Source organism: Reichenbachiella agariperforans, from assembly GCF_900142205.1.
GTDB classification, from domain to species: Bacteria; Bacteroidota; Bacteroidia; order Cytophagales; family Cyclobacteriaceae; genus Reichenbachiella; species Reichenbachiella agariperforans.
In genome coordinates this window covers 1-25,003 of sequence record NZ_FRAA01000006.1, presented here as the reverse complement: position 1 = coordinate 25,003, position 25,003 = coordinate 1, and the positions used below count along the sequence as shown (strand labels likewise).

23 protein-coding genes and 1 pseudogene are annotated in these 25,003 nt (G+C 43.6%); 17 read left to right on the top strand and 7 right to left on the bottom strand.

The genetic code is table 11. The annotated features are described in order from the left end of the window. Nucleotides 1-38: 38 nt before the first annotated feature. The gene (locus BUB99_RS14745; RefSeq protein WP_073123635.1) at nucleotides 39-1,025 is read right to left on the bottom strand and encodes a Kelch repeat-containing protein; all 987 of its coding nucleotides are present in this window, start codon (nucleotides 1,023-1,025) and stop codon (nucleotides 39-41) included. Between the two features lie 230 nt (nucleotides 1,026-1,255). Next, nucleotides 1,256-1,594, bottom strand: a complete 339-nt coding sequence (locus tag BUB99_RS14740; protein WP_139281031.1) for a hypothetical protein — start codon at nucleotides 1,592-1,594, stop codon at nucleotides 1,256-1,258. A gap of 243 nt (nucleotides 1,595-1,837) precedes the next feature. Between BUB99_RS14740 and BUB99_RS14735 the strand changes: the two genes are divergently transcribed. The 4 genes from BUB99_RS14735 (at nucleotide 1,838) to BUB99_RS14720 (ending at nucleotide 4,510) form a co-directional block, all read left to right on the top strand. Continuing rightward, complete coding sequence (locus BUB99_RS14735) at nucleotides 1,838-2,788, top strand: helix-turn-helix transcriptional regulator (RefSeq protein WP_073123630.1); 951 nt, start codon at nucleotides 1,838-1,840, stop codon at nucleotides 2,786-2,788. An 82-nt stretch (nucleotides 2,789-2,870) separates the two neighbouring features. After that, nucleotides 2,871-3,161, top strand: a complete 291-nt coding sequence (locus BUB99_RS14730) for an antibiotic biosynthesis monooxygenase family protein (RefSeq protein WP_073123628.1) — start codon at nucleotides 2,871-2,873, stop codon at nucleotides 3,159-3,161. Between the two features lie 3 nt (nucleotides 3,162-3,164). Continuing rightward, nucleotides 3,165-3,782, top strand: a complete 618-nt coding sequence (locus tag BUB99_RS14725) for a GyrI-like domain-containing protein (protein ID WP_073123626.1) — start codon at nucleotides 3,165-3,167, stop codon at nucleotides 3,780-3,782. 119 nt (nucleotides 3,783-3,901) lie between these two features. Continuing rightward, on the top strand, nucleotides 3,902-4,510 hold the full coding sequence (locus tag BUB99_RS14720) for a YceI family protein (protein WP_073123624.1): 609 nt from the start codon (nucleotides 3,902-3,904) through the stop codon (nucleotides 4,508-4,510). A 60-nt stretch (nucleotides 4,511-4,570) separates the two neighbouring features. Here the strand turns inward: BUB99_RS14720 and BUB99_RS14715 are convergent, their stop codons facing one another. Further along, nucleotides 4,571-5,071: an Lrp/AsnC family transcriptional regulator gene (locus BUB99_RS14715; protein ID WP_073123622.1), complete on the bottom strand. Its 501-nt coding sequence runs from the start codon at nucleotides 5,069-5,071 to the stop codon at nucleotides 4,571-4,573. 123 nt (nucleotides 5,072-5,194) lie between these two features. Between BUB99_RS14715 and metE the strand changes: the two genes are divergently transcribed. From metE to BUB99_RS14670, 9 genes are all read left to right on the top strand, one after another. After that, nucleotides 5,195-7,513 (top strand): 5-methyltetrahydropteroyltriglutamate--homocysteine S-methyltransferase, encoded by a 2,319-nt coding sequence (gene metE, locus BUB99_RS14710; protein WP_073123620.1) that lies wholly within the window; start codon nucleotides 5,195-5,197, stop codon nucleotides 7,511-7,513. Nucleotides 7,514-7,674: 161 nt separating this feature from the next. Beyond that, the gene (locus BUB99_RS14705) at nucleotides 7,675-8,424 is read left to right on the top strand and encodes a copper homeostasis protein CutC (protein WP_073123618.1); all 750 of its coding nucleotides are present in this window, start codon (nucleotides 7,675-7,677) and stop codon (nucleotides 8,422-8,424) included. Between the two features lie 156 nt (nucleotides 8,425-8,580). Continuing rightward, nucleotides 8,581-9,924, top strand: a complete 1,344-nt coding sequence (locus BUB99_RS14700) for an NAD(P)/FAD-dependent oxidoreductase (protein ID WP_073123616.1) — start codon at nucleotides 8,581-8,583, stop codon at nucleotides 9,922-9,924. Nucleotides 9,925-10,029: 105 nt separating this feature from the next. Further along, nucleotides 10,030-10,533: a hypothetical protein gene (locus BUB99_RS14695; RefSeq protein ID WP_073123614.1), complete on the top strand. Its 504-nt coding sequence runs from the start codon at nucleotides 10,030-10,032 to the stop codon at nucleotides 10,531-10,533. A 1-nt stretch (nucleotide 10,534) separates the two neighbouring features. Then, entirely contained in the window at nucleotides 10,535-11,110 is a 576-nt protein-coding gene (locus BUB99_RS14690; RefSeq protein WP_073123612.1) for a sugar O-acetyltransferase, read from the top strand. Between the two features lie 59 nt (nucleotides 11,111-11,169). Continuing rightward, nucleotides 11,170-11,748, top strand: coding sequence for a TetR/AcrR family transcriptional regulator (locus BUB99_RS14685; protein ID WP_073123610.1), 579 nt, complete (start codon nucleotides 11,170-11,172; stop codon nucleotides 11,746-11,748). An 80-nt stretch (nucleotides 11,749-11,828) separates the two neighbouring features. After that, on the top strand, nucleotides 11,829-12,578 hold the full coding sequence (locus BUB99_RS14680) for a glucose 1-dehydrogenase (protein ID WP_073124066.1): 750 nt from the start codon (nucleotides 11,829-11,831) through the stop codon (nucleotides 12,576-12,578). A gap of 237 nt (nucleotides 12,579-12,815) precedes the next feature. After that, nucleotides 12,816-14,174 carry a tetratricopeptide repeat protein gene (locus tag BUB99_RS14675; RefSeq protein WP_170863815.1) on the top strand — a complete coding sequence of 453 codons (1,359 nt, stop codon included), beginning with the start codon at nucleotides 12,816-12,818 and terminating at the stop codon, nucleotides 14,172-14,174. 67 nt (nucleotides 14,175-14,241) lie between these two features. After that, nucleotides 14,242-15,927: an OmpL47-type beta-barrel domain-containing protein gene (locus BUB99_RS14670; RefSeq protein WP_073123606.1), complete on the top strand. Its 1,686-nt coding sequence runs from the start codon at nucleotides 14,242-14,244 to the stop codon at nucleotides 15,925-15,927. 61 nt (nucleotides 15,928-15,988) lie between these two features. Here BUB99_RS14670 and BUB99_RS14665 read toward each other — a convergent pair whose 3' ends face one another. Together BUB99_RS14665 and BUB99_RS14660 are read right to left on the bottom strand one after the other, a co-directional pair. Beyond that, nucleotides 15,989-16,537: a carboxymuconolactone decarboxylase family protein gene (locus BUB99_RS14665; protein ID WP_073123604.1), complete on the bottom strand. Its 549-nt coding sequence runs from the start codon at nucleotides 16,535-16,537 to the stop codon at nucleotides 15,989-15,991. Nucleotides 16,538-16,641: 104 nt separating this feature from the next. Continuing rightward, entirely contained in the window at nucleotides 16,642-17,490 is an 849-nt protein-coding gene (locus tag BUB99_RS14660; RefSeq protein ID WP_073123602.1) for a helix-turn-helix domain-containing protein, read from the bottom strand. Nucleotides 17,491-17,718: 228 nt separating this feature from the next. Here BUB99_RS14660 and BUB99_RS14655 point away from each other — a divergent pair, with 228 nt between their 5' ends. Next, nucleotides 17,719-18,291, top strand: a complete 573-nt coding sequence (locus BUB99_RS14655) for a pentapeptide repeat-containing protein (RefSeq protein ID WP_073123600.1) — start codon at nucleotides 17,719-17,721, stop codon at nucleotides 18,289-18,291. Nucleotides 18,292-18,294: 3 nt separating this feature from the next. Here BUB99_RS14655 and glpK read toward each other — a convergent pair whose 3' ends face one another. Further along, nucleotides 18,295-19,782 (bottom strand): glycerol kinase GlpK, encoded by a 1,488-nt coding sequence (gene glpK / locus BUB99_RS14650; protein ID WP_073123598.1) that lies wholly within the window; start codon nucleotides 19,780-19,782, stop codon nucleotides 18,295-18,297. A 393-nt stretch (nucleotides 19,783-20,175) separates the two neighbouring features. Next, the gene (locus tag BUB99_RS14645; protein WP_084190594.1) at nucleotides 20,176-22,017 is read right to left on the bottom strand and encodes a vWA domain-containing protein; all 1,842 of its coding nucleotides are present in this window, start codon (nucleotides 22,015-22,017) and stop codon (nucleotides 20,176-20,178) included. Nucleotides 22,018-22,134: 117 nt separating this feature from the next. Here BUB99_RS14645 and BUB99_RS14640 point away from each other — a divergent pair, with 117 nt between their 5' ends. The 3 genes and pseudogenes from BUB99_RS14640 to BUB99_RS14630 all read left to right on the top strand — a co-directional run. Continuing rightward, entirely contained in the window at nucleotides 22,135-22,692 is a 558-nt protein-coding gene (locus BUB99_RS14640) for an RNA polymerase sigma factor (protein ID WP_073123594.1), read from the top strand. After that, on the top strand, nucleotides 22,685-24,004 hold the full coding sequence (locus BUB99_RS14635) for a TonB family protein (protein ID WP_073123592.1): 1,320 nt from the start codon (nucleotides 22,685-22,687) through the stop codon (nucleotides 24,002-24,004). Before BUB99_RS14640 ends, BUB99_RS14635 begins: the two co-directional genes overlap by 8 nt. Before the next feature lie 103 nt (nucleotides 24,005-24,107). Continuing rightward, nucleotides 24,108-25,003: pseudogene (locus BUB99_RS14630) on the top strand (hypothetical protein); the annotation flags it as partial.

Genomic DNA, 25,003 nt, shown 5'->3' with positions numbered 1-25,003 from the left:
AGAAAAGACTAAATAGCCTGATTATCAAACTTTTAATATCAATAGTTGTATTTAAAAAATTGATCTAGATCCAATTTCCAATGTTGAGCGGATCCAGAGCTTCGGCTTTTTTCTGGATCAAAGCCTCCAAAGACATGTAGCTCACCCTCTAATACTGCTGCTCCCATGTGTCGTCCGCGGAAGTTCATCTTAAAGGTTTTTGTCTTTAAGCTTTTAGTATCAAAAACGACCATTTGATCCATAAACTTATAATCCCCTATAAGAAAAATGTACTGTTGATACTGAACAAGAGCATAGGCAGAACAGGGGTTTTTCAATCGACCTATTTTACTCCACTTGTCTTTTTGAATATCATAGGCATGGATCTGATCACTGGCCTTCTCTCCATACCCACCTAGTGTATACAACGTTCCTGCTACAATACAACCTTTGGTTTCTTTGCCCTCTGGCATATCAGATAGCTGCTGCATGAGTCCCGTTTTAAGGTTATAGACATACATGCGTTTGTTAAATTCGAACTCAACACCTTCTTTATCTGCCTTTCTCCCTGTCGAGCCACCAAAGATGTAAACTTTATCATTTGCATAAGCCAAACCTTGATTCTTCGCTGCAATAGGGTTTTCGCCTAAATCCGAAGACTGAAACGTCTTCATATCGTAAAACTGAATGTTGTCAATCAGCAACACATGATCACGTGTCTGCGTCGTGCCTCCAGCGAAAAGCACGCTACCATAATCCTCAAGGTATACCGCCCCTCCAAAAAGTGTTGGTTTCAACGGACTAGACGAAGACAAGTTCAACCACTCATCAATGGCACTATCATATACATATATCTCGTCCGAATTAGCCGAAAAAGAACGCCCTCCAGCAAGTATTGCTTTTTGCCCGTTTGCGGCATACGACATTCCAAAAATAGGTTGGGGTAATTTTTTCGCTTTGGTAAAAACAACATACTCGTTGCTTTGTGCAAAACTAACTTGAGTCACAATCAGTCCAATACTGAGCACTCTTAACAAGTTTTTCATAGTGGTGTAGATCTGATATAAAAGTACATATATCTATGCCACTAACCTTATGAAAGCAAAAACTGTCTTAAAATAGCTTACTACCCGCATTAGCTATCCCGAGATTGATGTGGTGAGCTAACCTGTGGAGCAATAAGCTGAACAAAATTCATTTTTCTGCACAAAAAAAGGAGCCGCATACACGGCTCCTTTTCAAAAGGGGGAATGATATATAAATAAAAGAGTGCAGATTAACTTAAAGCTTTTTTGTTCACGTAATTCCCTTCGGTATCGAACTGTATAGCCCATTTCACACCTTCAGAGGTCACGACGAACTCATAGAGTGTCTCGTCAGTCAAATCTAGTTTGTATACCTCTTCTACTTCAGCAGTTTGGATGTTGGTTTCTTGAAGGCCATCTTGTACTTCAGCAGGAACTTCTTCCATAGCGATGGCTGTTTTTTCAGACTGCATCTCTTGTTCCATGGCTTCATCAGTAGGAGCATTTGGATCTACAGTTTGAGCAAAAGCAGCACCTGCTACTACGAATGACAACATCAATGACGCGATTAATTTTCTTGCAATTTTCATAGGTATAAAATTTTAAGTGAATTTTTAATTTTGTTTGATAGTCATATAGACAAAGGCGTGCCAAGGCAAAATAAAAAACTTAAATAGCTGATTTACAGTTGTTTTGTGTTTTTTTAGACCATGCCAAATCCAGAAACACTTTGATTAGCATCACCCCAGACTGTAGAATCTCTCTACAAAAACAGCGTCCTTTGGTGCGGGACGTACTGGTATGCATTCAAAATTAGTCCTAATTTTAACTCCATGAACCGTATTGACCGCCTGTCTGCTATCATGGTACAGCTGCAGAGCAAAAAAAGAATACCATTGGTGGAGATCGAAGATAGATTTGAGATCGGCAGGCGCACAGTCTTTCGTGATATCCGTGCATTGATCGAGGCGGGCGTACCGATAGGAGGCGATGCTGCTCAGGGGTACTTCATCGTCGAGGGCTACCATTTGCCTCCAGTGGTGTTTGACAAGCAAGAGGCCGCTGCTCTACTGCTCGGCGGAAAGCTACTCGCGCCAAGATCAGACAAGAAAACAGTTCAGGCTTTTGAGGAAGCATTGATGAAAATCAAAGCAGTACTCCGCTACTCTGACAAAGACTATCTCCAGACGCTAGAAGAAAAAGTAAGTGTGCTTCAGAGAAATAGTGCTAATCATGATGATTTTCAGGATCAGTTTTTCCCAGATGTGCAACAGGCAGTAGCGGAGCATCTAGTGGTAGACATGGAGTACTTTTCCAATTATAACGAGACCGTCTCCAATCGGCAAGTGGCACCATTAGGGTTGATCTACTACAATGACAACTGGCATTTGATTGGTTATTGTTTTCTGCGGGAGCAGATTCGTGATTTTAGGACGACCCGCATCCGAAACCTAGAACTGACTCCACGGACGTTCGACCCAAAAGACTACCCCAATTATGATGATTTTATTGAGGAGCAAAGGTCACGTTTCGTACTGGAAGAGGTCACCGTCGAGCTACATAGTAGTATAATCAAATACATAGTCGATAGTAAGTACCAGTATGGTTTCGTCAGTGAGATAAAGAAAGGAGAATGGAGCGAAATGAAATTTATGATTCCAGACCCGTATTACTTTGCGCGATGGATGATGATGTATGGCAAGTATGGACGCATTGTAGCACCGTCATCTTTGAAGAAGATTGCCAAAACCCTCAGTCAAGAGATTTTTGACCAGTATCAATAATTTTTTTGATTCAAAAAATGCAGTGACATAGGGCTGTCACTCACGCGAGTTTCTTTGTATTCGAACAAAACAAAATCAACAGATGAATACAGAAATCAAAGAGCTGGTGATCTATACGATCAAGGAAGAGCTGAAAATGGAATACCAAAAAGTGCAGCATATCGTCAAAGCATGTCTAGAAGAAATGCCGGGCTATCTCGGCGTACAGAGCTACAGATCCTGTGGTCAGGACAATCAGCTGATGGACTGGGTCGGCTGGGAGACGCTAGCCCACGCCAAAAATGCACAACAGGAGTTGGAGAAACATCCACAGTTCGCATTGTTGATGCAATACGTAGCGGATATGAAATTTTCGGGCCACTTTAAAAACTAAACCATGGTAGCAGAAAAACTAGATTTGACCAAGTCGGACAAGGTGTACTATACCGCCAAGAAGAAAGCAGAGGTTGTAGATTTGGGGACTTACCCCTACCTCACGATCTCCGGACAGTCCGCGCCAGACGCAGAGCGGTTTCTCTCCGCGATAGAAAAGCTCTACAAGGTAGCCTACACCATCAAGTTTATGCAGAAGGCGGAGGATTTGGATTTTAAAATCCCCAAAATGGAGGGGCAGTGGTGGATAGCGGGCGGTTATGAGCAGCAGCACCTGTTTGAGAGTACTCCTCAGGATCAATGGCACTGGCGGCTACTCATGCGTATGCCAATCTCGGTGAGTGAGGGTGTTTTCGAAGCGGGCATAGCAGCTGCTCTGTCTAGGGACAAATCACTAGATGTGACAGGCGTACAATATGAAGTGATCAATCTAGGAGAATGCGTGCAGTGCTTGCACGTAGGTTCGTATCAGGAAGAAAAACCAACAATAGATAAAATATTGAGTCTGATGCAAGAGCAGTGTCTCAAACCGAATGGGTATCACACAGAAATCTACCTGAGTGATCCAAGGCGAACTGCGGAAGAAAAGTTGAGAACGATCATTCGTCATCCGGTGTGTTAGGGAGAGGCTGAATCGACTAATCTGGAATCTTTGGCATTGAGTAAGTTTCGATTCTTTTGTTAAGCTATTGTATGGCTCTACCATTGTGTTAAATTTGGTCTACATTCAAAAACAATCGTATGAAAACCAAAAATTATATCCCTGTGATAGTTGCCCTATTCTCGATGTACGCTTGTACTCCTAAGAAGGCACAAGAAGAAAAATCAGAAGAGGCGACCAAAGAAATCGTCTATGACGTAGCTGCCGCGCAGATCAAATGGACGGCTTTTAAGCTGACCGAAAGAGTCGGTGTATCGGGTACCTTCGATGAGGTAGCTGTGACCGCTGGCGGTGAGGGTACTGTCGAAAGTGTATTGACAGATGGTAGCTTTAGCATCAATACATCAAGCGTTAACTCTAACGAAGCGACGAGAGACCCAAAAATCAAAGAGTCTTTCTTTGGCACATTCAATACCCCAGCGATCGAAGGAAAAATCGTTTCCGCAGACGCAGGTAGTGGCGAACTGTCGCTCATGATGAACGACACGACGAGTGCTGTACCGTTTAGCTACATCACCAACGACTCAACTTTGATCTTGACGGCTTCTATAGACGTGACCAACTGGAACGGTGGCGCGGCGATCGACTCACTCAACAGTGTGTGCGAACTGCTACACAAAGGATCGGATGGCGTATCTAAACTGTGGCCTGATGTGACGGTTCAAGTAACCATCCCTGCTAAGAAATAATAGAGCAGCTCAATCAAGTTTGATAAAAGTCCATGAACGCTATCGTTCGTGGACTTTTTTTTATACCCCAATAGGCACAGCATGGGTCTGCTTGATCTCGCCCATCACAAAGGTGCTATGTGCACTGCCGATGTTGCTGACCGATCCGAGGCTGTTGAATACAAAGTCCTGATAGTGCTTCATGTCTTTGACGAGAACTTTCAGCAGAAAATCATAGTCACCCGAGATGTTGTAGCACTCGGTGACCTCCTTGAGGGCAGTGATCTCTTCGACGAACTGATTGCCGATAGCTTTGGTGTGTTGCTTGAGCGTGATGTTACAAAACACGATCAACCCCCTGTCCAATTTGTCAGCATCTAGCACCGCAATGTACTTTTTGATAAAGCCATTTTTTTCCAACCTCTTGATTCGTTCGAATACGGGAGTAGCTGAAAGATTGACTCGTTTGGCGAGCTCTTTGGTCGTCAAGTTAGACTGAGTCTGAAGGAGGTCGAGTAGTTTAAGGTCTACTTCGTCGAGTTTTGGGGTAGAAAATTTTTCTGTTTTGGCGTCCGAAATCATGTATTGATAAATTAATAATCTTTGATATAACCCATATTAAGATTTAATAACCAAATATATTTTATAATTCGGATCATTACACTTGATATATAGTTTTGTGGAGAAAATAAATCTAAACAAACTATGAAAACCAGCATATTGGGCTATCCCAGAATAGGCAGCCAACGTGAACTAAAGAGAGCATCAGAGAAGTATTGGAAACAAGAGATTGATGCGGAAGAATTGCTGACCACAGCCAAAACCATCAGGAGACAAAATTGGGCACTTCAACAGAAGGCTGGAGTAGACTACATTCCATCCAATGATTTTTCGCTTTACGATCAGGTCTTGGATATGACGCTGACACTGGGGTGTATTCCACAGCGCTATCAGCAGGTCAAAGCAGAGTCTTCACGTCTTGATCTATATTTCGCGATGGCACGTGGGATTCAGCGTGACGGCTATGATGTCACCGCCATGGAGATGACCAAATGGTTCGACACCAACTATCATTATATCGTCCCTGAGTTTGTTCAGAATCAGACTTTCGCGCTAGACGCAACCAAAATCGTGGGAGAATACAAAGAAGCACTCCAACTAGGGCTACAGACCAAGCCTGTCTTGATCGCTCCTGTGACCTTTTTGCTTTTGGGGAAAGAGAAGGAGGCGGGGTTCAACCGCCTTGATTTACTGGATCAGCTATTGCCAGTATATTTTGAGCTGATCGACCAGCTGATTGATCTCGGGGCTACTCAGATCCAGTTCGATGAGCCATGTCTAGCACTGAATCTAGATACATCTGCACAATCAGCCATCACTCAGACCTATACACAGCTCGCACACAGGTTCCCTACGTTAGAAATCGCCTTGACCAGCTATTTTGATTGCTATGGAGACCATCTCGATAGGGTATTGGAGTTGCCTATCCACTCTTTACACTTGGATTTGGTTCGTTGTTCCTCGCAGTTGGATGATATTTTGGGATCCCCAAAACTAAACGATCAACTGATTCTTTCTCTCGGACTAGTTGATGGTCGCAATGTCTGGAAAAACGATTTTCAATCCTCTCTAGAAGTCATTCAGCGTGCTGTCAAACAACTGGGAGGTGAACGCGTATGGGTCGCGAGCTCATGTTCGCTGCTCCATAGTCCCTGCGACTTGGATCTGGAGGAGAACAACGCACAGTTACCAGATACTGTCAAAAACTGGTTGGCATTCGCCAAACAAAAAGTGAGTGAAGTAGTCACACTGAAGGCTTTGACTGTAGAGGTGAAGTCTGAGGCATTGGTCGAAGAATTAGTCACGAACAAAAAGGCTAATGATGATAGACGAACCTCAGGTTTCATCCATGACCCGAAAGTGAAGCGTCGTGTCGAGAGATTGGCACCTTCTCATAGCCAGCGCATCTCTGCCTTCTCTGTGCGCCAAACTACCCAGCGCGAGACTTTGAAGCTTCCACTTTACCCGACGACCACTATAGGTTCCTTCCCACAGACCCCAGAGGTGAGAAGCTGGCGTGCCAAGTTCAAGAAGGGAGGCCTGACTCAGGGACAATATGACCAGTTGCTCAAAAAGGAAACCGAAGCAACGATTCGTTTTCAAGAAGAGATAGGCTTAGACGTCTTGGTGCATGGTGAGTTCGAGCGCAATGACATGGTCGAGTATTTCGGGGAAAAACTCGAAGGTTTTGTATTCACGCAGTTTGGGTGGGTACAGAGTTATGGGAGTCGCTGTGTCAAGCCTCCGATTATTTTTGGGGATGTATATAGGAGACAGCCGATGACAGTCAAGTGGTCTAGCTATGCACAGTCTTTGACTGATCGTCCTGTTAAAGGAATGCTGACTGGGCCAGTCACGATCCTACAGTGGTCTTTCGTCCGAAACGATCAGCCGAGAGCTACGACCTGTCAGCAGATCGCACTGGCCATACGAGACGAAGTGTGTGACTTAGAGGCAGCTGGTCTGGCAGTGATTCAGATAGACGAACCAGCGATTCGGGAGGGCTTGCCCCTTCGTCGAGAGGATTGGAAAACCTATTTGGACTGGGCCGTGGAGGCATTTAGAATATCAGCAAGTGGTGTGCAGGACGGCACACAGATTCACACACACATGTGCTATTCTGAGTTCAATGACATTATCGATAGCATAGCAGACATGGATGCCGATGTGATCACGATCGAAACCTCCAGATCTGAAATGGAGCTTTTGGACGCCTTCGTGGAGTTTAAGTACCCTAACGAAATCGGGCCAGGTGTCTATGACATTCACTCACCGCGGGTACCGAGTCAGGAAGAAATCGAAAAACTACTTCAGCGAGCAAGTAAACTGTTGCCTATTGGCAACATTTGGGTCAATCCAGACTGTGGACTCAAAACCAGACAATGGCCAGAGACCAAGCAGGCGCTTTTACACCTCGTGAATGCTGCAAAGAAGCTAAGAAAAGAAGTCGTCGTGTTAGCGTAGCACTTTGATTGTTTGGTAAATATTGTTTTGGAAAGTCGATGGAGGTGTGCTTCATCGACTTTTTTGTTTGTCTAATCTGCCTCCAGCGAGGTTCGTGTCCTCACGAAGCTTTACTCCGGAGCTTTTTGATACAACTATATATTCTCCATTATGTTTGTAGCATGCTCACAGGTAGAAAAACGACAATCGAAGTATGTGTAGATTCAGTGACCTCAGCGCGCAATGCTCTGGCAGGTGGAGCAGATCGTGTGGAGTTGTGTGACAATCTGGTCGAAGGAGGAACCACACCGAGCGCCGGTATGATCAAAACCATCCGTGAGCAGGTGAGTATTGGACTTCAAGTTATGATTCGCCCCAGAGGCGGAGATTTTTTGTATGACGAAGATGAGTTTCGCGTGATGCAAGAGGATGTACGACAAGCTAAATCTCTGGGAGCAGATGGCGTGGTATTCGGCCTTTTGATGTCAGATGGAAACATAGACCGAGAGAGAACCCAGCAACTGATCGAGTTGGCTCGACCGATGCAGGTGACATTTCATCGTGCCTTTGACATGGTATCAGACGCCAGTCGTGCATTGGAGGATTTGATTTCTATAGGAGTAGATCGAGTACTCACTTCGGGGCTGGAGGCCAATGTGGTAGAAGGTGCCGCTCAGTTGACAGCACTAGTCCAACAGGCCGGAGATCGGATTGTGATTTTAGCTGGAGGAGGAGTCCGTCTCGACAATATCAAATCGCTGGTAGAACAGACAGGGGTTCGAGAGATTCATATCAGTGCTCGACAAACTATAGATAGCCAGATGAACTACCGAAACCATCGAGTCAAAATGGGTGCGATACCCGATGCGGAGTATCAGAATCGTGTGGTAGATGTATCAATCATAAGGCAATTTTTAGTGTTTTTGTCCTGAGACAAAGATTTGATTTATCATCTGCCAGTGTGACTTTCTTCTAAGCGTAAATATTGCAGTTTTATATGGTAGTATTCCGTGGTTATTTAAATGTTAATTTGATGAACTAGCTATCTTCGCATTCGTAAAATCATTTACGAATATCCATCACACATTATGTCTACTGTCCAAACAGACCAACTCGAAAAAATCAACATTCCTAAATCAGAATTACCACGAATCGTCATTATAGGAGGAGGATTTGCGGGATTGCGGTTTGTCAAAAATATTGATTCTAAAAAGTACCAAGTCGTACTCCTTGACCGCTACAACTACCACACATTTCAGCCGCTGCTCTATCAAGTCGCTACGGCAGGTTTAGAGCCCGATTCGATTGCTGGCCCATTGCGAAAGACTTTTCATCACAAGAAGAATTTTTACTTCCGTATGGCATCCGCCAAAAACGTAAATCCAGTAGATAAAATCATCGAGACCAATATAGGTCAGTTGAGTTATGATCATTTGGTGTTGGCATGTGGATCGATTACTAACTTCTTTAACAACGAAGAGTTCGAACAGCGTGCATTTCCACTCAAGCAGTTGCCTCATGCGCTGAACCTACGCTCGCAGATTCTGCAAAATTTCGAAAAGGCAGTCCTTAAAAACGACGAAAATGAAGTGCAGCGTCTCATGAACTACGTGATCGTAGGCGGAGGACCTACTGGAGTCGAAGTGGCAGGAGCGCTAGGAGAGCTAAAGAAACAAGTACTCCCCAAGGATTTCCCAGAACTGAACCTCAATAAAATGCAGATCTACTTGATCGAGGGACAGGACAGGCTTCTGGGTGGGATGTCCCAAAAATCTAGTGAAAAGGCCTTTGGTTATCTCAAAAAATTTGATGTCAACCTCTATGTAGGCAAGATCGTCGAGTCTTTCGATGGAGAAACGGTCGTGCTCAACGACGGGATGCGTATCCCAAGCGAAACGCTCATCTGGGCAGCAGGTGTCAATGGCAATGCTTTGACAGGCATGGACACCACATTGACCCGTGACAACCGCTACCAAGTAGACGAATACAGCCAGGTCAAAGGTTTTGATGAAGTATATGCTGTGGGTGATGTAGCCTCTATGCAAAGTGAGGAGCTTAAAAGAGGTCACCCCATGCTTGCGCCTGTAGCCACACAGCAAGCGGGCTTATTAGCCAAAAACCTGAATAAGGGGATGGAAAAGACCAATTGGAAAGCCTTCAAATATGTCGATAAAGGAACCATGGCAACCGTGGGGAGAAACAAAGCAGTAACCGAGATTTTCGGAAAACTGAAGTACGGTGGTTTCTTGGCGTGGTTGACTTGGATGTTTGTTCACCTAGTGCTCATCGTTGAGTTTAGAAACAAACTCGTCATCATGTCTAACTGGGTATGGAACTACTTCACCTATGATCGCGGGACACGACTGATCATTCGCCCGTTCGTCAAGAAGAAAAAGAAACATGTTGAGCAAGCAGAAGAGATGCCTGTTTAGTCTAAGCTCAATAAAGGTTAATCCTACAATCTCATGTTACTCGTCGTATTGTTTTGCGATACTAGACACCTTTTAGTATTTTGAGACAAACATAAAACCTGTAGCATGAGATTGATTTTATTAGGAGTCCTGTTGCTCCTTTCAACAGTAGCTGTTCAAGCGCAAAGCAATTGTGCTTGCTGTACTACCAGCCACGAAGCGTTTGATTTTTGGGTAGGAGACTGGGAAGTTTATACCATAGAAAATGAAAAGCTCGGGGAAAGCACCGTATCTAAACTAGAAAAGGACTGTGTGATCCAAGAGGAGTGGCACGGAGAGTCGGGAGTCACTGGTCGTAGTTTCAACTATTTCGATCCGTCAGATTCCAAATGGAATCAACTCTGGCTCGATAGCGGTGGATCCAATCTAAAGCTAAAAGGCGAACAATCAGACGATAGCATGGTCTTGCAGAGTGGGCTTACCCGTGGCAAGAAAATCTCATGGTACTATGACCGCATCACCTACACCAAGATAGATGACAATACTGTGAGTCAAGTCTGGCAAATACTAGATGCCAATGAGCGTCCCGTAACTACCGTGTTTCATGGTGTGTATCGCAGAAAAAGCTAAGATGACAGAAAAAGAAAAAATGCTCTCTGGCCAACTATACGATGCATCAGATGCAACGTTAGTCCAGGAGCGCCATCAGGCGAGGTTGTTGTTTCAAGAGATCAACAGGACAGGTGACGAACACAAAGAGCAACGCAACGAACTATTCTATAAGCTATTTGGGTCGGCAGGAGAAGACCTCTGGATAGAGCCACCATTCTACTGCGACTATGGTTATAATATCAAGTTGGGAGAGAAAGTCTTCATGAACTTCAACTGTTGCATACTCGACGTGATGGAGGTTAATATAGGGAACAATGTTCTCTTCGCGCCCAACGTGCATGTCTACACAGCCTCTCACCCTTTGGATGCCAAGACACGATCTAAGTGGCTAGAGAATGCCAAACCCGTCACCATCGGCAATGATGTTTGGATAGGCGGAGGAGCCATCGTCTGCCCTGGAGTCACTATTGGCAACCGTGTTGTAGTAGGTGCAGGATCAGTCGTCACCAAAGATGTACCAGATGATGTACTCGTCGCAGGTAACCCTGCTCAGGTCATCCGTCCGATAGATAATTCGGGTTTTGATGAGACTTGATAACTATGGCAAACAGCACTCCGAAACTTTCTGTAAATTTGGTGCGTTGAACAAATCACATGCCCAAATCAGTATCATTTGATAGAGCCCAGGTCATAGACCAAGTCACGAAACTATTCTGGAGGAAGGGGTTTCATGCGACCTCTATGCAGGATTTGGTGGATGCTACAGGTCTCAATAGATCGAGTATCTACAATACCTTTGGGGATAAATATCAACTTTTTGAAGCGTCCATTCGACATTATCAAAACGGCCAGTCTGAGACGGTTTTACAATCTTTTTATAAAAGCCTTTCTCCTCTAGAGTCAATACATGATTTTTTTCTCTCCATACTAGCGAGTATCAAAGAGGACAAAGAACGAAGAGGCTGTTTTCTCTCCAACTGTACTACGGAGCTAGGCAAATCAGATGTCAATATCCAAGGATTGCTCATTGCGAACAAGGATGCGATGGTGGGACTGTTTGAGCAGAAGTTAGTTGCAGCACAGAATGCAGGAGAAATAGCTCTGGATAAAAATGTTCGCCTCTCGGCGCTTTACCTTTTCACAAGCCTACAGGGTCTACAGGTCACGGCGATATTGATGTCTGACCAGAGAGATTTGGATGCGCTGGTCGAAAGGATTTTAGAAAATCTATAATTTTTTTGTTCAAATCTGAAACGTTCGTTTCAAATGATTCGTTATCTGAACCAATCGTTTCAAATAACCAAAACAAAATCATGAGTAGATTAGAAAACAAAGTAGCATTGATCACTGGAGGAAACAGTGGTATCGGTTTGGCAACTGCCAAACTTTTCGTAAAAGAAGGAGCTAAGGTCGTGATCACAGGTCGTAGACAAGAAGCACTCGATGCTGCAGTTAAAGAAATCGGGGGAGATGTAACTGCGGTTCTGGCAGATGCTAAAGATATAGCCGCTAGTCAAGCAGCTGTGCAAAAAGCAGTAGCGGCCTATGGTAATATTGATATTCTGTTCTTGAATGCGGGTATAGCTCATTTTATGCCGATGAGTGATATCACCGAAGAGCACTTTGATGATCATTTCAATACCAATGTGAAGAGCCCCTTCTTTACAATCAAGGCTGCAATACCACATCTTAATGAGGGAGGCGTCATCATCGGGAATACTTCGATTGTACACCAAAAAGGTTTCCCAGGTTCTGCGGTTTATTCCGCGACCAAAGGTGCTTTGAGACTGCTATCCAGAGTGCTGACTAATGAACTAAGTGCTAAAAAAATCCGTGCGGTGAGTGTGGCGCCAGGCCCGATAGATACCCCGATCTACGGTAAAATGGACATGTCCGAAGAGCAGCTGAACGAAATGGGACAGGGTTTTGCACAGCAAGTGCCACTAGGTAGGTTCGGTTCGTCTGAAGAGATCGCTAAGTCAGTTTTGTTTTTGGCGTCTGACGAAGCTTCATTTATCACAGGAGTAGAACTAGAAATAGACGGAGGTTTGAGTCAGGTATAATAGACTTGTTTCCACATTAGAGAAAAGGCGTTTGAAATATTTCAAACGCCTTTTTTGTTAAAATTTTAATCGAACACGGTAGTAGTCCTTTTTACTTGAACAGCAACAGTGCCGTGATTCTAAGGTTAGGGTTATCCTTAGGTGAGTAAATAACTTTTTGAATGCCAGTATTTTATTTATTTTTGTTCTAACTGTTAGCACAGAGATAATATGCTTTAAATACTTATGGAAAAACCCATGAAAACACTATTATGTATAGTGCTATGCAGTTTGCTACAGACCTCAGTTAATGCGCAACAATACCCTTTGTCAAAGCACGATTCGGCGGTGGTTATAAAAAACCAAGCGAATTATGAACAGAGTCTAGATGAAAAGGGAAATTTCAAAGATGCTTCATATTTTCTCAATCAGATTGCTTACGTGTATTGGGAGCACAACCATTATGAAGAGGCTATCAAATATTACCACAAATCACTCGAACTTAATAGACAGATTGAAAATGAGAATGGTATAGCTATGCTTAATAATAATTTGGGAATGCTTTATTCTGATATAGAAGATTTTAGTCAGTCCCGTGATTATTTTATGAAGACTTTAGCAGCTAGGCGATCAAAGAATGAAAAGCTAGGCATGATATCCGCGCTCATTAACTTATCTGTAGTACTTAATAACTTGAAAGAGTATGATCAATCAGTAACATTTTTGCTGGAAGCACTTAACCTAGCAAGGGAAAAAAATGATGTAGACCAAATGAAAAGTTGTTATGGAATGCTGTCAGAAACCTATGAAAAAGCAGGCAACGCCAAACAATCAATTTATTATTTTGATCTCTACAAGACCTTTACTCAAATGGCTCAGGATGACAAAATGGATAAAATCATGGAGGATTACTCTGAGGAGAGATTGCTTAAGCAAAAATTAGAAGAAGAAAACAGAAGAGGCCAAGAAGAACTTGCCGCAAAACAAAGTCGAATTAGAGAGATAGAGGGGAAAAGAAGGAGTCTTGATGTGAAACTCAGCCAGTATGATAGTGTCAATGCTGCTTTATATGAGAACTTAACACAGAAGGAGTTGCAAATAGAGGTGATACAGAAAGAGTTTACAATTAAAGAATTGGAATCTGAGCGTGCCATTCAAGAACAAAACCTAGAAAATGAAAAACAAAGACGAATTAGAGATATTGTCATTCTCTGTTTGATGACTATGATCATCACAACAATATTTATTGCAAGGGGCTATAGAAAGGCAAGGAAAGTAGCAGGTTACCTCAAAGAGAGTAGAAGACAAATTACAGACCTTAATGAAAACCTTCAAGTCAAGGTAGATGAAAGAACAAAAACACTGCGACTCGCTAATGAAAAGTTAAAGGAGTATATTTTTTCTAATAGTCATGTGATCCGCAGACCTGTAGCTAACATCATAGGGATTTTAAACTTAATCGAGACGAGAAAAGGAAATTTTCAAGAAAGTGACTTGGAGTTATTTGCTTTGTTGAAAACAAGTATCGACGAACTTGATGAGGTGATTAAAGCATCAAATGAAAGTTTGACTCTCAATGAGTCCGTGACCAATCAAATTGAAACTAGTGAACAATAGGGCTTTGAATCTATATAGGAGAGCTACAAGTATAATTGTAATACTGCTTTGCTCAGTAATCGTGGTGTTGGCTCAAGGTAATCACACCCCGAAACCACATACAGATGCTGAGGGAAGAGTATACTGGAACAAATCACAGCCAGTTTATCTACGTCTAGCAAGTTCGCCAGATGATAAGGGAGTACTGCTAAAAAATGATGAGCAACCGCAGTATACTAGCCCAATATATTTTGATACCGAAGGTATCAATTATATCAGAACCCGTCATGCGATAGATAATCAGACTAAGACAGTAGCTGTTCCGCATCAGGAAGTTCTGCTACCAGTATATGCCGATGGACTCAGTCCACGAACACAGTTAGAGATCGTCACGACGAATGTTTATTCAAATGCTAATATCGAATATACTGGTAGTGGCGCTGTGGTGTTTCTTCATAGTAGTGATGCTATGTCTGGCGTGGAACAAATTTATTATTCACTCAATGAGGATGGGTTTGCTCCCTATACTACAGAGATCGAATTGAGAGAATCGGGCTTGAACCATCTCAGGTATTATGCAGTGGATCATGTGGGCAATGTTGAGACGCTACACGAACAAAGAATAATGGTGGACTTATATTCACCAGTGAGCACGCATCGTATTGACGGGATCCAGATTCAAGAAGCTTATTCTCAAGGAGCTTCATTGGTATTAGAGTCCATGGATAGCCTATCGGGAATCAAAGCGATATATTATCAGCTAGATTCTGGAGAATATCAGTTGTATTCAGGTCGTAACTTGTCGTTGGATTTTTTGACCAATGGATATCATACGCTTCAGTACTATGCCGTTGACTATGTTGGTAATACGGAACCAGTTAATACTTATGAATTTTATTTTGACACTGCAGCACCATTAATGGCCGCTGATATCTTGGGAGATAGATTTATAGTAGGAGATCAGATTTATTTTTCGGGTCGAACGAAAATGAAGTTTACGGCAGTGGACAATAAAGCAGGCATAGAGCATATTAAATACAGTATTGATAGCCAGCCGTTTTTAGACTATGATCAGCCCTTTTATCTTCCTAGCGCTGCAGGTACTCATGTGATCAAATATTTTGCCATTGATAGATTTGGTAACAAAACCAACGATGCAAAATCAGCCCGCTCATTTCATGAGTATGAACATCAAGCGACCAAGGTGTATGTAGATTTAACAGGTCCTGATTTGAGTTATTCTTTTACAGGAGATCTGATTGAAACGAGAGATACTGTGTTTGTGAACTCTTCTACAAAAGTAATCTTACAAGCAACAGACAATGAATCTGGGATGCAAAAAATTACATACAGTTTAGAGGGGTCAGCAGAGGAGTTTGATTTTACCGAAGGGTTAAATTTTGTAGAGCCAGGATATCATGCCGTTGATTTTTATGGCTATGACAATGTCAACAATCGCAATGTGAATCATATAGATATGTTCGTGGACAATCAAGGGCCCAAAATCTTTTATTACTTTAGTAGCAAACCATACACCACATCACCCGAAGGTGAGTTTTATACCAACGGAACAGCCATATATCTGGCAGCACAGGATGATCATGTAGGCCTCAAAGAGCTATACTATAGGGTAGATGATGGGAAAGAAAGAGTGTATGTGGGCAAGGTTAAATTCGTACAGAAGAACCAAAAACAAATACTATACATCAGGGCAGTTGATTTATTGGGTAATGAATCAGAGGCAGAGGTTCTATTTGTGACGGGAAAAAATTAAATTATTTCAAATACAGTCACCTATTGATTAGGATCAATAGGTGACTGTATGATTAGGAGGGTTAAACCGTAGCAGCCTCAAGTACCGGCGCTGCGGGAAAATCAACTTCGAACTGACCGAAACCGTGTAGGTAGTTGCTGATGGTTTTGTCACCGATGAGGATGATCGTATCTACTAGATTTTCTTTGGTGTATCCTGCTGCAAAAAAAGCGTCTATTACACTTTGATCTGCTTTGCTGCGGTTGATAGATGCATTTTTCACCAACTGAGCTAGGGCATCAAACTTGCTGTCAAATGTTGCGCGACCTGTTCTAATCTCTAAAATCTGCTCATCTGAGAACCCATTCATTTTAGATACTGCTGTGTGTGCTGCTAGACAGTAATCACAGTTGTTGACCTGGCTGACAACTAGATTCACTACTTCTTTTTCTTTATTGGATAGAGACGTTTTTCTATTGCTCAGAGTAAGGTAGTCGCCGAGTGCTCCCTCGGCATGTGGGTAAGACGCATATAGGTTTGGTACGAAACCAAGAGCCCCTTTCAGTTGATCAAAAATTGCTTGATTGCTTGCTGATACTTCTTCTCTTGTTTTTGGATTTAAATTAGCCATTGTCTTATGTGTTTAGTGTTTCAAAAAATTGTTTCTGAGTATATAAACAGCGAATCACCGATTAGGTCATGGTGATGTTTTCCCGACGAATGGTCAATATTTCCCTAAGTGAGCTTTTTCTTCGATTTTTTGTAATCTATGGGGGCACAGCCTGTGATTTTTTTGAAAAGCTTGTTGAAAGCAGATGCATCCTCGAACCCCAGACTGTGCGAGACCTCCTTGGCCGTTTTGTTGCTATTCAACAGCTGGTACTGAGCCTCTTGGATCACCCGGTCGTGAATGACTCGAAGAGGAGTCTTGTCACTGTGTTTGGAAAATGCATTTGATAGTGTTTTGGGAGATTTGTGTAATAGATCAGCATAGTCTGCTATGTTTTTCATCTCACGAAAATGTTTGTCGACCAAGGCAGTATAGACACGAATGATATCGGAGGCGTCTTGGATATTAGGCTTTATGATAAGCTGTGCCTTGGCAAGCCTAGTACATTTGATAATGAGTCGAGTGAGTAGTAACTGGAGCATTTCTCCCTGAATGACGTCTTTTGTGTCAAACTCCTCTTCGAACACCTCGAATAGGCTTTGCATTTTTTGGCTTTCGCTCTCATCTAGATGGATCAGCGGGATGTCCTGTGTGCCGTAGAATATGACGCCATTGCAGGATACTTCTTCTTGGTGGTCTTTGATACAATAGAATTCCCTATTGAAAGAAAGGCAAGTGATCTGTACATCTCGGGTATTGAAAGTTACATTTTGAAGCTCAGTCGCAGTGGTAATGTGATTAGGTGCTAATTTGACCTGTCTATGATTGATTTCAAGTTCAATGGTACTGGTAGACTGATTCCAAAACAAGTGGTTGAGACCTTTTGTCATCACAAGGTTTTCTGTCATCAAATCCAGCTGATTGCTGAGTCTAAAGTAGGCACTGAGTTGTCTTTCTTTGTATTCTAGGTGCATATCACATGAAGGTATTCTTTCTAACAATATTATGAAAAAAAGGTTCGGGTTAGTTGAGTTTAAATTGTCTTCTTCAGAAGGTGGTTTTCGTGAATAGAATATGTTGTAGGCGAAATGAAAGACTTTTTTATTAGTAAAAAGACGTTAAAACTTGAAAATTCAAAGCAGAACTCGATTTTTATGTTTTAATGAATGACCGCATATTTACCTCTTAAATGACTAGTAAGAATGAGTGACGGATATTTTGATGAACAGGTTTATACAGCGGTTGATTTTGGAGCTGAAGCATGGGAAAACGGAGAGTATGTCGACTGTACTTTCAAGAACTGTAACATGTCAGGACTGGATTTGTCAGGTGATACTTTTGCCACTACAGAATTCATAGGGTGTGATCTGAGCATGTCAAAACTGGCCCATACCTCATTCAAGGAAGTTCATTTCAAAGATTGCAAATTGATGGGGTTGCACTTTGATGATTGCAATCCGTTTTTGTTGGACTTTGTTTTCGAAGGTTGTGTGTTGGATTTTTCTTCCTTTTTTCGATTGAATATCAAGAAGACAAGGTTTGAAAATTGCAAGATGGAGAAGGTTGATTTTACGCAGACGGACTTGACTCAGTCACTGTTCAAAGAGTGCAACCTGTCTCAGGCAGTATTTGATCGCAGTGGTTTGGAGAAGTGTGATTTTAGAACAGCCTATGGTTATGCGCTCGATCCAAATATCAATGCCATCAAAGGTGCTAAATTTTCAAAGGAAGGTGCAATCGGTTTGCTCAGCAAATACAAAATTGATATTTCATAGTGGCTATCTAGCCCAGTTCATGCAGCGTTTGACGGCATTGTGCCAGCCTTCGTAGAGTTTATTTCGCGTATAGTCGTCCATCTTGGGCTTGAAGGTTTTATCTACCGATCGTTTTTTGAAGATCGTATCCTTGTTCCATATACCTGCAGTAATGCCTGCGAGATACGCCGCTCCTAGTGCTGTTGACTCTATGTCCGATGGACGCTCGACAGGTATCCCCATGATGTTGGCCTGAAACTGCATGAGGTAGTTGTTGGCAGAGGCACCACCATCGACTTTTAGTTCGGTGATTTTGAGGCCTGAGTCTGCAGCCATGGCCTGCAATACGTCTCTGGTTTGATATGCCATAGAATCCAAAGTGGCTTTAATCAAATCTTGTTGCCCTGAATCTCTCGTGAGGCCAAAAATCCCACCGCGTGCATACATATCCCAAAAAGGTGCACCTAGTCCCGCAAAGGCTGGTACGACGTACACCCCCGAATCTGGGTCAGCTTTCTTAGCGATGGCTTCCGTTTCGTCCGCAGAGGTGATGAGTTTGAGTCCGTCTCTGAGCCAGTCTACCGCAGCACCTGCCATAAAGACGCTTCCCTCTAGAGCATAGTCGATTTTGCCATCAAATCCCAGTGCGATGGTAGAGAGCAGACCGTTGGTCGAGTATTGGATGTTTTCACCTGTATTCATCAGGATGAAGCAGCCCGTACCATAGGTGTTTTTGGCCTGTCCTGGCTCGACACAGCCCTGTCCAAATAAGGCCGCCTGCTGGTCTCCAGCGACTCCTGTGATCTGAATTTCTTGTCCGTATAGTTTGGCTAGTCCAAAGAAATACCCTGAATGCGTCACGTCAGGAAGCATTTCTCGAGGGATGGTAAATTTACCTAGTAGCTCATCGTCCCACTTGAGCTCCACTATATTGAAGAGCATGGTGCGAGAAGCATTGGTGAAATCTGTGATATGAGATTCTCCTTGAGTCAGATTCCAAATAATCCATGAATCTATAGTGCCGAAAAGGAGTTCTCCGTTTTCGGCCTTTCGTCTAGCTCCAGAGACGTTGTTCAGTATCCATTGCAGCTTAGTCGCCGAGAAATACGAGTCAAGTCTGAGACCTGTAGTTTCTTTAATATAAGCATCGAGTCCTTCTTCTTCATCTTTCATTTCACGACACTGCTGCGCAGTACGTGTGTCTTGCCATGAAATACAATTGTAGATTGGCTTTCCGTTTTTTTTGTCCCAAACAACGACCGATTCACGTTGATTGGTAATGCCAATAGTGGCTACCTGTGTGATACTGACTTTGGTTTTTTTGAGCACCTCAAAAATGACCTCTTCGAGATCTTTCATCATCAATTTGGGATCATGCTCCACCCAATCTGGTTTGGGATACACTTGCTTGAGTTCCTTTTGAGACACCCCGATCATTTTTGCTTTTTGATCGAAAATAGCAGCCCTCGTACTCGTGGTTCCCTGATCCAATGCCAGTACATATTGCTTCATATTGTCAAATATCAGTCTATTTTACCTATATAGAATAGATTAATTTATCATTTTTTACAGAGAAAAACTAAACCATGACCAATAACTGTTGAGGAGAAAAAAGTCTGTGTGGGTAACCACTTCATAATAAATGGATTGTGGATATTGGGTAGTTTGGAGAATGCCGTGATGATACATGGATAGTAAGTACGAGACACAAAAAAGCCTTAGCGAAACCATCGCTAAGGCCAAACTCAAAACATAACCAATCAACTAATCTATCGGTCCCGGCTGGACCATAAACTATGAAATTTTATTAATCTAAACTCGATAGGTAATAGGCAAGCCCTGTGCCAAAGTCAGAACATGAATGTTAAAATAGGTGAAATGCCTAGGTCTTCTTTAGGCATAGCTTTACATCACCATCAGGTGATAGCTCTTCACTAGGTTGATGAATTCACTGCGGTAGCCGTTTTCGTCTTTGCCCTTGGAGGCCTTGGCCCATGAGAGTACTTGCTGGCTCGTAGCGCCTCCTTTGAACTCTGAGTCACGGAGGATCATGCCAAATGCCGCTACGCTGGCTGACCACCTGAAATTGTCCGAGGTTTGTTCCCATGAGATGGCATGATCAAGTAGCGGGTGTTCGATCAAGAGGCTCTTATTGCCTTTGGGGGCTTTGTAGCGTAACTTGACAGTCATGAGCTCATCGGTTTGCTGTGCGGCAGGTGTTGTTTCTACGGTTTGATATTTCAATTGGTCTACGGGGCTAAATTCACTTTTGACACCTACAGGGATGACTTCATAGAGAGCCGTGACGGTATGACCCGCTCCGAGTTCGCCTGCATCTTTCTTGTCGTTGTTGAAGTCCTCATCTGCTAAGGCACGGTTTTCATAGCCGATCAACCGGTAGGCTTGGACTTTGGCGGGGTTGAATTCTACTTGGATTTTGACATCCTTGGCGATGGTGAATAGTGTGCCGCCAAATTCGTTGACGAGGACTTTTTTGGCTTCCAAGATATTGTCGATGTAGGCATAGTTGCCGTTTCCCTTGTCTGCGAGGGTTTCCATTTTGGCATCCTTGTAGTTGCCCATCCCGAAACCAAGTACGGTGAGAAATACACCTTCTTCTCGCTTTTGCTCAATGAGTCGCTGCATACCTGCATCGCTGGATTCTCCGACATTGAAATCTCCGTCGGTTGCAAGTATGATACGGTTGTTGCCGTGCTCTTTGTAGTGGTCTTGGGCGATTTTGTAGGCGAGGTTGATCCCTGCTCCACCAGCTGTAGAGCCACCTGCTTCTAGATTGTCTAGGGCACGAATGATGGTTTCTTTGTCATCGCCAGGCGTAGAGGGCAGTACCAGCCCAGCGGCACCTGCATAGACGACTATGGCGACTCTATCCTGTGGGCGTAGTTGCTGCACGAGTAGTTTGAAGCCTGATTTCAACAAAGGCAGCTTGTTTGGGTCGCTCATCGAACCGGATACATCTAGTAGGAATACCAAGTTGGAAGCGGGTAGATCGTCTGTAGGGATGTTTTTTCCTTGCAGGCCGATGTGCACCAGTTGATGCTGTTCGTTCCATGGGGCAGTGGAGATTTCGGTGTTGACTGAGAAAGGATCAGAACCTATCGGTTCGGCATAGTCGTAGTTGAAGTAGTTGATCATTTCTTCGATTCGCACGGCGTCTTTGGGTGGTTTTTGACCGTTGTTGATGAAGCGACGCATGTTGCTGTAGGACGCAGCATCCACATCGATGGAGAAAGTCGAGAGCGGTTTGTTTTGCGCCATATGAAAGATGTTTTCTTCGATAGCATCATAGTCCTCCGTGTTGTGTTGTATGTTGGCTTCTCTATCATAAAAATACATGGGGGCAGCCATGGCTTTTTTGGTGCGGCTGTTGAACAAGCGAGACTTGGCTGTGCCATAGCCTATGACGACACACTCTTCCAACTGAGACGAGTCCACGTGCAAGTTGACATGGATGGTGTTTTGATTTTTGATTTCAACCTCTTGTGTCTCATACCCGATGAAAGAGAAAGTCAAGAAGTTTTTGTCCGAAGGGACAGAGATAGCATAAAGGCCGTCTATGTCGGTGATGGTTCCGGTAGAACTACCCTTGATGATGACTGTGACCCCTGCGACCGGTTGGCCGTCAGCAGCGTCAGTGACGCGACCTTGGATTGTACGGTTCGTTGTGGGGGATTGGGCAGCTGTACCTACCAATAGGGCGAAAAGGATAATGGCTATTTGTCTCATGATTTTAACTTTTTGGTAAAACATTTGACCATAGGATGCAGCCTCGATTGGGATTCCATAAAAGTTTTTGAAAAAAGTGAATAGATTGATCTCTCATCCGAGAAAAAGAACCCGTATTTGACAAACTCCACGACTGATAGCGACCATTTTATTTTGCAGCAGTACCAACAGCATGTAGACATAGCGGTACTCGGCAGGTTATACCAGCGCTACATGCACTTGGTCTATGGGGTGGCGTTGCAGTATTTCAAAAACAAGGAAGAGGCACAGGATGCCGTACACAATATATTCGAAGAACTGGTCGTCAAGTTGCCTGGTCACGAGGTGGACAATTTCAAGAGTTGGCTCTATGTCTTGACAAGAAACCATTGTTTGATGCAGCTGCGAAGACAAAAAACCAAAGGCCAATCGTCAGAATTGTCGGAGGCAGTTATGGAATCGAGTGAAGATTTGCATCATGATGACGAAACCAGGCTCGAAGAGAATCTCGTAAAATTAGAAAGCTGTATAGATAAGCTGAAAGAAGAGCAGCAGACTTGCGTTCGTTTGTTTTTCCTCGAAAGAAAGTGCTACCAAGAGGTGGAATTAAAGACTGGTTTTGGGATCAAAAAAGTAAAGAGTTACATCCAAAACGGAAAGCGAAATTTGAAACTATGCATGGAAGAAAGTGAATAAAGACCGTCCACATATCGAACCTCTGTCAGAACTGACACCTGCACTGATGCAACAATATCTACGCGACGAGCTCTCACCAGAGATGCGACATGCAGTAGAGCGCTATCTGCTGGATCATCCCTTTGAGGCGGAGGCCATGAGAGGCTATGAATCTGTGTCCGTAGAGATGGAAAAGGATGTAGCGACCCTGGTTGAGCGTTTGGCAATGGCCAAGTCAGACGCCAAGGTTGTGCCGATATGGAAAAATCCTATGCGGATAGCTGCTGCAGTGGCGTTGTTGCTTATGGGGTCGTTTTCGATATGGATGGTGATGGATACGCTCAGTGAGGAAGACACTATCGTCATGAAGGAAGATACTCCAGTGAAACCAGAAAAGGAACAAGCCCAACCACCTCTCTCGAAACCTGTGACCGAAGAAATAGAAGCAGTTGAGCCGAGTAAGAAAATAGTAGCCCCGACTCCTAAGCATAAGGTTTCTCCTCCAAAGGAAACACCTAAGCAGGACATGCTAGAGATAGCTGTAGAAACAGAGGGTCAACCCATGCCAGAACAAGAAGAGAGCCCTTCTTTGGCTGATGAAGAATTGGCAGAAACCGTGTATTCTGTCGAAGAGGACGTAGTACCAATCAATCAGGCAGCAGAAGAATCTATGGCGATGAGTTCTCAGCCAGCCTTAGCTGCGCGAATGAAAAAGCGACAATCCGTCGCTACGTCTGATGGGAGCTACAGTAGCAAAACGGTTTATGGCAAGGTCGTAGGATCCGACGGAGAGGATATTCCGGGTGCGACAGTTTGGATTAAAGAAACCGGCGAAGGAACAGTCACGGATATCGAAGGACGGTTTGAAGTGTCGAATGCCCATGAGGGGGAGACGCTGGAGGTGAACTTTATTGGCTATTCGAGCGAACAGATCAGGATAGGTGCGAATGACACAATCCTTGCAGTCATGGAAATCGATATGGCGTCTCTCGATGAAGTAGTGGTGATTGGCTATGGTGAGTCTCGCCCTAAGCCCGACGCAGGTGCAACTCCCGTTGATGGTTTTTTGAAATACAAAAGATATATAAAGGAAAACCTACGCTACCCTGTCGCAGCGAAAGAGCTGCAGATCGAAGGAAAAGTCACCGTACGGTTTACAGTAGACAGCTATGGTAATGTATCTGATATTGTGATCAAAAAAGGCTTAGGCTATGGCTGTGATGAGGAGGCCATTCGCCTGATTACGGAAGGGCCATCTTGGAAGCCATCGATTAGGGACAACCAATCTGTCGAGGATGTCATCACCTTGCGCATCAAGTTTAGTTTGGAATAGGACTGGAACTAGTGAGTCTTAACTCATACCCTAAATCATTGTGTATTGATCGTGAATTTCGTATTTTGTAGTACCAACGAGTTCATAACCAACCCACAAGACAATGAGACCAACCCTACTCATGTGCTTACTCGTGATGAGTTTGCACGCGTTTTCGCAAATCACAGAGGATTTTACTGACGGAGATTTTACCAACAACCCTGCTTGGTCAGGTGACATCACAGCGTTTGAGATCGAGAGCGGTCAGCTCAACTCCAACGGCCCAGATATTACAGAAACACTCCACTTATCCACTCCCAATTCTTTGATAAACTATACCGAATGGACGTTTCTCGTGGATATGCGATTTGCCCCATCAGGGAGCAACAAAACTAGAACCTACTTGGTGTCCGATGCAGCGAACCTCGAAGGAAACCTCAACGGGTACTACATTCAGATCGGTCAAAGTGGAAATGACGAAATCGATTTTTATAGGCAGACTGCAGGTTCATCCAGCTTGCTTTTCACAGGCACAACTCAATTTACTGGTGATGTAATTGTACGGGTCAAAGTCACCCGTGACGCTTTGGGTACTTGGTCCATTTTTGCTGACCCAACAGGCGGAGTAGCGTTCGCTTCCGAAGGAGATGATTTTGTAGACAACACCCATACTTCCACCTCCTACTTTGGTTTTGTGGCTTTTCATACCAAGACCAACAAATACAACTTTTACTTTGATGACGTAAGTGTAGCGGCGTTTGATCCGCCTTTTGGATTGGCTAGTGTAGATGTCGAGGGTAGTCAGTCCCTAAGACTGCATTTCACGCAGGGTTTGGATGCGACTTCTGCGGAATCGGTTAGCAACTACACGTTGAGCAACGGGTATGCTACCCCATCATCAGCCCTCATAGATGCCAGCAATGCAGATCAAGTGCTACTCACCTTCGCCGATGATTTCAGCAACAACGACTATATCCTCACGCTAAATAATATCAACAATGCAGATCAAGACGAGACCTT

Coding starts and splice junctions, on each gene's coding strand:
- BUB99_RS14745 (WP_073123635.1), bottom strand. CDS start 1,025: ATGAAAAACTTGTTAAGAGTGCTCAGTATTGGACTGATTGTGACTCAA.
- BUB99_RS14740 (WP_139281031.1), bottom strand. CDS start 1,594: ATGAAAATTGCAAGAAAATTAATCGCGTCATTGATGTTGTCATTCGTA.
- BUB99_RS14735 (WP_073123630.1), top strand. CDS start 1,838: ATGAACCGTATTGACCGCCTGTCTGCTATCATGGTACAGCTGCAGAGC.
- BUB99_RS14730 (WP_073123628.1), top strand. CDS start 2,871: ATGAATACAGAAATCAAAGAGCTGGTGATCTATACGATCAAGGAAGAG.
- BUB99_RS14725 (WP_073123626.1), top strand. CDS start 3,165: ATGGTAGCAGAAAAACTAGATTTGACCAAGTCGGACAAGGTGTACTAT.
- BUB99_RS14720 (WP_073123624.1), top strand. CDS start 3,902: ATGAAAACCAAAAATTATATCCCTGTGATAGTTGCCCTATTCTCGATG.
- BUB99_RS14715 (WP_073123622.1), bottom strand. CDS start 5,071: ATGATTTCGGACGCCAAAACAGAAAAATTTTCTACCCCAAAACTCGAC.
- metE (WP_073123620.1), top strand. CDS start 5,195: ATGAAAACCAGCATATTGGGCTATCCCAGAATAGGCAGCCAACGTGAA.
- BUB99_RS14705 (WP_073123618.1), top strand. CDS start 7,675: ATGCTCACAGGTAGAAAAACGACAATCGAAGTATGTGTAGATTCAGTG.
- BUB99_RS14700 (WP_073123616.1), top strand. CDS start 8,581: ATGTCTACTGTCCAAACAGACCAACTCGAAAAAATCAACATTCCTAAA.
- BUB99_RS14695 (WP_073123614.1), top strand. CDS start 10,030: ATGAGATTGATTTTATTAGGAGTCCTGTTGCTCCTTTCAACAGTAGCT.
- BUB99_RS14690 (WP_073123612.1), top strand. CDS start 10,535: ATGACAGAAAAAGAAAAAATGCTCTCTGGCCAACTATACGATGCATCA.
- BUB99_RS14685 (WP_073123610.1), top strand. CDS start 11,170: ATGCCCAAATCAGTATCATTTGATAGAGCCCAGGTCATAGACCAAGTC.
- BUB99_RS14680 (WP_073124066.1), top strand. CDS start 11,829: ATGAGTAGATTAGAAAACAAAGTAGCATTGATCACTGGAGGAAACAGT.
- BUB99_RS14675 (WP_170863815.1), top strand. CDS start 12,816: ATGAAAACACTATTATGTATAGTGCTATGCAGTTTGCTACAGACCTCA.
- BUB99_RS14665 (WP_073123604.1), bottom strand. CDS start 16,537: ATGGCTAATTTAAATCCAAAAACAAGAGAAGAAGTATCAGCAAGCAAT.
- BUB99_RS14660 (WP_073123602.1), bottom strand. CDS start 17,490: ATGCACCTAGAATACAAAGAAAGACAACTCAGTGCCTACTTTAGACTC.
- BUB99_RS14655 (WP_073123600.1), top strand. CDS start 17,719: ATGAGTGACGGATATTTTGATGAACAGGTTTATACAGCGGTTGATTTT.
- glpK (WP_073123598.1), bottom strand. CDS start 19,782: ATGAAGCAATATGTACTGGCATTGGATCAGGGAACCACGAGTACGAGG.
- BUB99_RS14645 (WP_084190594.1), bottom strand. CDS start 22,017: ATGAGACAAATAGCCATTATCCTTTTCGCCCTATTGGTAGGTACAGCT.